At 66.3% G+C, this 7,504-nt stretch carries 5 protein-coding genes and 1 pseudogene; 3 read left to right on the top strand and 3 right to left on the bottom strand.

Annotated features, from left to right (window positions below):
* Positions 1–199: 199 nt before the first annotated feature.
* A complete protein-coding gene (locus ACTIL2_RS14855) occupies positions 200–523 on the bottom strand; it encodes a nucleotidyltransferase family protein (protein ID WP_442338252.1) in 324 nt (107 codons plus the stop codon).
* Positions 524–957: 434 nt separating this feature from the next.
* Between ACTIL2_RS14855 and ACTIL2_RS14850 the strand changes: the two genes are divergently transcribed.
* Both ACTIL2_RS14850 and ACTIL2_RS14845 read left to right on the top strand, forming a co-directional pair.
* Positions 958–1,479 (top strand): AAA family ATPase, encoded by a 522-nt coding sequence (locus ACTIL2_RS14850; protein WP_442338251.1) that lies wholly within the window; start codon positions 958–960, stop codon positions 1,477–1,479.
* Positions 1,422–1,592, top strand: a pseudogene (locus ACTIL2_RS14845) (hypothetical protein); the annotation flags it as partial. The gene ACTIL2_RS14850 and the pseudogene ACTIL2_RS14845, both read left to right, overlap by 58 nt.
* A 99-nt stretch (positions 1,593–1,691) precedes the next feature.
* On the opposite strand, the gene ACTIL2_RS14840 reads toward ACTIL2_RS14845, so the two are convergent.
* Positions 1,692–2,891 carry an RtcB family protein gene (locus ACTIL2_RS14840; RefSeq protein WP_442338250.1) on the bottom strand — a complete coding sequence of 400 codons (1,200 nt, stop codon included), beginning with the start codon at positions 2,889–2,891 and terminating at the stop codon, positions 1,692–1,694.
* A 557-nt stretch (positions 2,892–3,448) separates the two neighbouring features.
* Between ACTIL2_RS14840 and ACTIL2_RS14835 the strand changes: the two genes are divergently transcribed.
* Entirely contained in the window at positions 3,449–7,012 is a 3,564-nt protein-coding gene (locus ACTIL2_RS14835) for a proline dehydrogenase family protein (protein ID WP_442338249.1), read from the top strand.
* A 174-nt stretch (positions 7,013–7,186) separates the two neighbouring features.
* Here the strand turns inward: ACTIL2_RS14835 and ACTIL2_RS14830 are convergent.
* Positions 7,187–7,504 (bottom strand): peptide chain release factor-like protein (locus tag ACTIL2_RS14830; protein WP_442338248.1); only part of this gene is annotated, 318 nt, incomplete at its 5' end.

Here is a 7,504-nt window from a genome sequence, read left to right as displayed (position 1 = left end):
GGCGGTACTGTCCGCAATCGTCGCCTGGCTGGCCCCTTTAGGAGACACGCCCTAGCGGAGCGTCTCGGTCACTGCTGCGGCTGCTGCTGACATGGCGTTCACCTTAGCACCGTGCGGGTTCTCACGATGAGGTGACCAGCGCCTTCGCCAGGGTTGGTAGGTGCGACTCCACAACACCGCGGAGCTGTATCACTACGCTTCATAGCGGCTGGGAGTCCACCAGCGCAGATTCAGACATCGACCGCCGCAGTAGCTGAACGGGAAAAATGTCGATGTCATCGCGGTCAAATAGTTCCCGGGTTTCTTCCATGAGCCCCGATGCCCTCATCAATAGATTCCCCTCGGAAGGGTCCATCTCCACGACGACATCGATGTCGCTTCCCTCATCTGCATCCCCCCGAGCCACTGAGCCAAACAAACGGGGATTGGTCGCACCATAAGCCGCCAATAGGTCATCGAAAGCCCCGCGCTGCGCGTCTATCACTTCCCGCAACGCGACACTTGACGCCGTCGGCATGTTCATGAGCACAGTTTACCTGCCCACTTCCTCACCGTCACTCCCCTACCCTGGCCGTATGGAAAGTTCCCTCTCGCCAGCAGAACGGCATTGATCACCTGCGCGTCACGACGGCGAAGCATCGGTGTCGGTGTGGCCAGGAAGCTCGCGTCCCCCGGCGCGAACATCGTAATCCACCATGTCAGTCCCCATGACGAACGCTCTCCTCACCAGCGACGGCGGCTTCGACCTAACTTGAGTAGAGTCCGTCTGTGATCACGGCCGACTAAGCTGACCACCATGAACTCTGCAGCAGACCTCAGCGACCCGTTGGGCCGTCCGATCTTTCAGAGCAGGGAAGAACTCGTCAACCTCCTGGAACACCATCAAGCCGATTCTGCACTTCGGAACGATCTGTCACTCCTCGCGGGAGAAACCACCGACGACCTCGGGCCACTTCGATGACTTCACGTCTTCTCCTCATCGGTGGCCGATCCGGCGTCGGCAAGTCCACCATCGCTTTCGCGCTCCACAATCTCCTGGCCGAACAGAACATCCGCCACGCGGTCATCGAGGGCGACATGCTCGACCTCGCCCACCCTGCCCCGTGGGAACACGGGCTTGCGGAACAAAATCTGGCGGCAGTGTGGGCCAACTACCGGGACCTCGGATACCGCAACCTGATCTTCACGAACACCGTCTCTGTCCTGGAAGCGGACAAGCTGGCTACTGCAATGGGAGATAATCCAGGGGTGATCTCGGTACTCCTGGAAGCCACCGACACCACCACCGCTGATCGCTTAAGCCGCCGTGAACAGGGCGCGAGCCTCGGGGATCATCTTCACCGGAGCTCACGGATGGCCGGATTCCTGGACACCAGAACCCCGGCGACTACACATCGGATCATCACCGACGGGAAGACTCCGGCTCAAACCGCCGCAGAGATCGCCAAAATCATCGCCTGGACATCCGACCACTCCTGAGTGTGTCACTCCAGGGCGGAACCGCGCTATGGTTCCGCCCTGAGATTGCACACCGAGGCGGGCGGCTTCGGCCTAACCTGAATAGGCCCCATCTGAGATCACGGCGTCTGTAACAACCCGAGCTTAATCTGTCCACCGAAGTGACTCAGAGCGACCGATCTGGCCCTGGTTCTTACACCGGGCCGCAGTGACGGGATCGCCGTGGCCGCCACCTACGTCCCCTTGACGTTGAGGACCTGCCGCAGCCGGTGCAGCACCGTCACCAGCGGTTCGGCATCCGCCATGACCACGTCGATGTCCTTGTAGGCGTCCGGGATCTCGTCGACGAAGGCGTCACCCGGCCGGTGGACGATCGAACCCATCCGCTCCTCCAGATCAGAGGCGCTGTACCGCTTCCTGGCCTCCGTCCGGGAGAACCGCCGTCCTGCCCCGTGCGGGGCGGACCGCAGGCCCGGCGGAAAACCGCGGCCCTCGACCACGTAGGACGCGGTGCCCATCGACCCCGGGATCAGAGCCCTGACACCCTCGTCCGCACGGACGGCGCCCTTCCGGGTCAGCCACACTGTCTTGCCGTAGTGCTCCTCCTTCACGGTGTAGTTGTGGTGGCAGTTGATCCGCTCTGTCTCTTCAACCTGCTCGCCGATCCACTCTCCGAGCAGGTGGGAGAACCGGTCCATCATCTCCTCCCGGTTCAGCCAGGCAAAACGCTGCGCCCAAGCGAGTTCGCGCAGGTAGCTGTCGAACTCGGGCGTGCCCTCCGGCAGGTAGGCGAGGTCGGCGTCGGGCAGTTCGACCCAGAACTTGCGCATCAGCCGCTGCGCGGTCTTGATGTGCTTCTGGGCGATCTTGTTGCCCACACCCCGGGAGCCGGAGTGCAGGAACATCCAGACGCGGTCCTCCTCGTCGAGGCACAGCTCGATGAAGTGGTTGCCGCCGCCGAGGGAGCCCAGCTGCTGCCGCCACTTCCTGGAGTGCCCCAGGTCAACGCCGGTGTCTTCGGCGAGCTGCGCGAGTTCGCGGGTGCGGTCCTCCGCGGTCCCGCCGAGGACCCAGCCGTTGTAGCGTCCCGGGGACAGCGGGATGGTGCGCTCGATGGCGTCGCGCAGGTCGGTGAGCTCCCTAACCTCCAGGTCGGACGCGGTGAACGACGTGCGGACACCGATCATCCCGCAGCCGATGTCCACGCCGACGGCGGCGGGGATGACAGCCTTCTGTGTACCGAAGACGGTGCCGACGGACGATCCCTTGCCGAAGTGTGCGTCCGGCATGAGCGCGACGTGCGGGAAGATGAAGGGCAGATCAGCGAGCTGACGTGCCTGGGTGAGGACGTTATCGTCGACCTCGGAGGCGAAGCTCAGGAGCTTGTTCTCCTTGAGCGTCACTCCCGGAATGCCGACGGTGGATCTGGACATGATGGTCCCTTTCTGAATCTGAAAGGGCGGGGTCGCAGGCCGCGGCGAGGGTGTCGGTCGATCCATCGCAGAGGGATCGGACCGGGGAATCCCGGGATTCCGGTGGAATCCGCGGGTGTCCCGGACGCGGCATCGACGCCTCGCCCGGGATGGGGTGGGAGTCAGATGCGGTGGCGCTTACCGGCGTGGTTGCCGGGGAGACCGGGCAACGACGGCAGCGGCAGCAGATACTGCTGGCGCTGGGACTGCAACACGGTGTTCGCGCTCATGGCCGGTCTCCTTCCGGTTCTTCTGACTCTCACGGATGACTGTTGTCCAGCGGCTGCCTCGGCAGCTGAAAGCTGAACCCGACAAGCGTGGCACAGTCCACTGCCGTGGGCAAGGGTGCCACGGGGGCGGACAACGGCGGAGAACCTGCACGCGGTAGTAGGGTCGGGCCCCATACGTCGGGCGTGCGTCCTCCCGCTGTACCGGAGGACGCGGGCCCCTCGGCAGTACAGACCGCATGAAAAGACAGCGTGAACACCGTGAAGCTACGTACAGCCGCATAAAAAGCCATGATCACCATGGCAACGCGGCCCTACAGGAGACCAACCGTGTCATCAGATTCAGCATCAGCGTCCCCGTCCGCCCCGACCGCCGGTGACCGGGCAGCCACCACCCGCCCGCCGCGGGCAGACGAGGTCGAGGGGGTGGTCAAGCGTTCCCTCAGGCTCGCCGACACCTGGTTGCAGGTCAAGGAGACCAGCAAGTCAACCAAGCAGCTGGCCGACATGGTCCACGAACCCAGCGGTGTGGAGTTCACCTTCAGCTTTGTCGACCGTGTCGCCCGTCCGGAGGACAACAAGGTCGCCGCGGACGAGTTCGCCAAGATCGCGCACCCGGTGAAGCGCCAGGCCCCGGTGCCGGGGTTCCTGAGCGTGGTCGACCAGATCCTGATGACGGCGGGCTCGATCGCCGCCCCACTGCTCCCCCAGATCGTGATGCCCATCGCGCGCGCCTACCTGCGCTCGGTCGTCGGCCACCTCGTGCTCGACGCCGAGGGCCCGACGATGGACACCCTCCTCGACGACTCCCGCGCCGCCGGTTTCCGTCTCAACATCAACCTGCTGGGTGAGGCCGTCCTCGGTGAGGACGAGGCCGTCCGCCGCCGTGACGACCTCATCGACCTGATCCGCAATCCCAAGGTCGACTACATCAGCGTCAAGGCCTCGGCCGTGGTGTCCCAGCTGAACCACTGGGACGTCGACGGCTCCGCCGAACGGCTCAAGGACCGGCTCCGGCCCCTCTACCGGGAAGCCCTGAAGCGATCACCGCGCCCCTTCATCAACATGGACATGGAGGAGTACAAGGACCTCGACCTCACCCTCAAGATCTTCACCGAACTGCTCGGCGAGGAGGAGTTCCTCGAACTCGAGGCGGGCATCGTCCTGCAGGCCTACCTGCCCGACTCCTTCGAGGCGCTCCGCCTCCTCACGGACTTCGCCCAGCAGCGGCGCGCCAACGGTGGTGCGAAGATCAAGGTGCGCATCGTCAAGGGTGCCAACCTCTCGATGGAGCGCGTCGACGCCGAACTCCACGACTGGCCCCAGACCCCCTACCTGACGAAGGCGGAGGTGGACGCGAACTACCTCCGGCTCCTCGACTGGGTGCTGCGTCCCGAGAACGCCGACGCGATCCGGATCGGCGTCGCCACCCACAACGTCTTCCACATGGCGATCGCCCACGAACTGTCGGTCGAACGCGGAGTGGAGGACCAGATCGACGCGGAGATGCTGCAGGGCATGGCCCCCGCCCAGGCGGACGCGGTCCGTGACGTCGTCGGCGAGGTGATCCTGTACACCCCGGTGGTCAAGAAGGAGAACTTCGACGTCGCCGTGAGCTACCTGGTCCGCCGGCTCGAGGAGAACGGCGCGAAACAGAACTTCCTCTACGCGATGTTCACCCCCGAGAGCGACGAGGAAACGGGCATGACCCCGATGGAGGGGCAGCGTGAACGATTCCTCGCGGCGGTGCACGACCGCTGGTCCACCGTCGCCGGGCCACGCCGTACCCAGGACCGCACCGAGGAATCGCGTGAGCATGCGGGCACCCGGTCCAGTGGTGTCCCCGGCAACTTCGTCAACGAGCCGGACACCGACCCCGATATGCCGGCCAACCGTGCATGGGCCGCACGGATCCTCGACCCCGCCTCCGACCCGGGGCCGGCGGTGAGCGACAACATCACCGACCCCGGAGTCATCGACGAGGCCGTCGGACGCGCGCTGGACGCGCACGACGCCTGGGCGTCCACCTCCGGGGCGGACCGCGCCGCGGTACTCGACAAGGCGGCGGACGCGCTCGCCGACAACCGGCACCGCATCATCGCCGCCGCCGTCCACGAGGCCGGGAAAACCGTGGCGCAGACCGACCCGGAAGTCTCCGAGGCCATCGACTTCTGCCGCTACTACGCCGAGTCCGCGCGGAAGATCGACCGCCACCGTGGCTCCACGTTCACCCCGTACCGGACGGTGGCCGTCGTCCCGCCGTGGAACTTCCCGGTCGCCATCCCGGTCGGCGGCTGCATGGCCGCGCTGGCCGCCGGGGCGAGCGTCCTGCTGAAACCCGCCCCGCAGACGCTGCGAATCGCCGAGGTGTTCGTCGATGCCCTGCGTGAGGCCGGCATCACCGAGGACATGCTGCAGCTCGTCAACGCCGACGAGGGCGACGCCGGCAAGCGCCTGGTGTCCCACCCGGACATCGACTCGGTGATCTTCACCGGCGGCTCCGACACCGCCCGGATGTTCCGCTCGTGGGACCCCCGGCTTGTCATCAACGCCGAGACCTCGGGCAAGAACGCCATCATCGTGACCCCGGCCGCGGATCCTGACCTGGCGGTCTCGGACATCCTGGCGTCGGCGTACGGCCACGCCGGCCAGAAGTGTTCGGCGGCGTCGCTGGTCATCACCGTCGGCTCCATGGGCAAGTCCGCACGGTTCATGGGTCAGCTCGAGGACGCGGTGAAGTCCCTGCGGGTCGGCCCGGGCACCGATATCTCGACCGACATGAACGGCATCATCGAACCCGCGGGCGACAAGCTCCTGCGCGGTCTCACCAGGCTCGACAAGGGCGAGAAGTGGCTGGTCGAACCGGAGCCGCTCAACGGTTCCGCGGAGGAGGCCACGCTGTGGAGTCCCGGCCTGCGCGACAACGTCAAACCGGGGTCCTGGTTCCACACCCACGAGTGCTTCGGCCCGGTCACCGGCGTGATGCACGCCGACACCCTGGAGGAGGCCATCGACTGGCAGAACTCCACCGGCTACGGCCTGACCGCCGGGCTGCACACCATCGACCGGGACGAGACCGCCTTCTGGCGTGACCGGGTCGAGGCCGGGAACATCTACGTGGAGCGCGGCATCACCGGCGCCATCGTCCAGCGGCAGCCCTTCGGCGGCTGGAAGGGTTCCTCGATCGGCAGCGGCGCGAAGGCGGGCGGCCCCAACTACGTGGCCCAGCAGGGCCACTGGACCGAGGGCGACATCAGCGAGCTGCACAGCGGCAGTGTCTCCACGGACATCACCCAGCTGCTGCGTGAGTTCCACGGCCTGCCCCACCCGGTGCTCACCGAGGACGACCACCGCTGGCTGCGCCGGGCAGCGGAGTCGGACGCCCAGGCGTGGGCGTCCGAGTTCGGGGCGGAACACGACCGGACCGCGCTGGTCGTGGAGTCCAATGTCTTCCGCTACCGGCCCCTGCTCGAGCCGTTGCGGGTGCGTATCGGGCAGAACGCGAACACCCGGGACCTGCTGCGGCTCTTCCTGGGGGCCCGGGTGACCGGGACCAAGCTGGACGTCTCCGCCACCCCGGCGGTGGCCTCGGAGATGGGCGAGCTCGCCAACCGGGTGCGCATGGTGTCCGACGTCGAGTTCGCCGCGGATATCGAGGTGCAGTCGAGTGTGCGGGTCCGCACGCTCGGTGACGTCGATGAGGCGCTGTACGACGCCGCCGCGCGGTCCGGTTCCGTCGTCCTGGACCGCCCCGTCCTGCCGGACGGCCGCCGTGAACTCCTCCCGATGCTGCTGGAGCAGGCGGTGACCACCACCGAGCACCGCTTCGGCTACATCCACGGCACCACGCCGTAGGACGCTCCGCCGGACTGTTCCCGGAACTTTCGCACTGTGACCCCGTCTCACGATGCGATAAGGGCTGGTCAGGAGGTTACGGTCGCGGTCGCACTACCGTCAGCAGTGCGAAAGTTCCGCCGGGTGCGAAAGATGCCCGGGCCCAGCGATGACCCGGTGCACCAACCCGGAGTACTAGGCGTTCTCCCCCCGCTGCTCGGCCATGCGCCAGCGGATCCCGGCCTCCAGCAGGCCGTCGATCTCGCCGTCGAGCACCTTGGACGGGTCGTTGACCTCGAAATTGTTCCGCAGGTCCTTGACCATCTGGTACGGGTGCAGCACGTAGGAGCGCATCTGGTTGCCCCAGGAGTTCGAGCCGTCGCCACGCAGCGCGTCCATCTCCGCGGCCTCCTCCTGGCGCTTGCGCTCCAGCAGCTTCGCCGCCAGCACCCGCATGGCCGAGGCCTTGTTCTGGATCTGCGACTTCTCGTTCTGGCAGGTCACCACGATGCC

This window comes from Corynebacterium sp. (assembly GCF_052107835.1).
GTDB lineage: Bacteria > Actinomycetota > Actinomycetes > Mycobacteriales > Mycobacteriaceae > Corynebacterium.
The sequence above is the reverse complement of the archived record's forward strand: the minus strand, read 5'-3'. Positions and strand labels throughout refer to the sequence as shown.

Coding starts and splice junctions, on each gene's coding strand:
- ACTIL2_RS14850 (WP_442338251.1), top strand. CDS start 958: ATGACTTCACGTCTTCTCCTCATCGGTGGCCGATCCGGCGTCGGCAAG.
- ACTIL2_RS14835 (WP_442338249.1), top strand. CDS start 3,449: ATGATCACCATGGCAACGCGGCCCTACAGGAGACCAACCGTGTCATCA.
- ACTIL2_RS14855 (WP_442338252.1), bottom strand. CDS start 523: ATGAACATGCCGACGGCGTCAAGTGTCGCGTTGCGGGAAGTGATAGAC.
- ACTIL2_RS14840 (WP_442338250.1), bottom strand. CDS start 2,891: ATGTCCAGATCCACCGTCGGCATTCCGGGAGTGACGCTCAAGGAGAAC.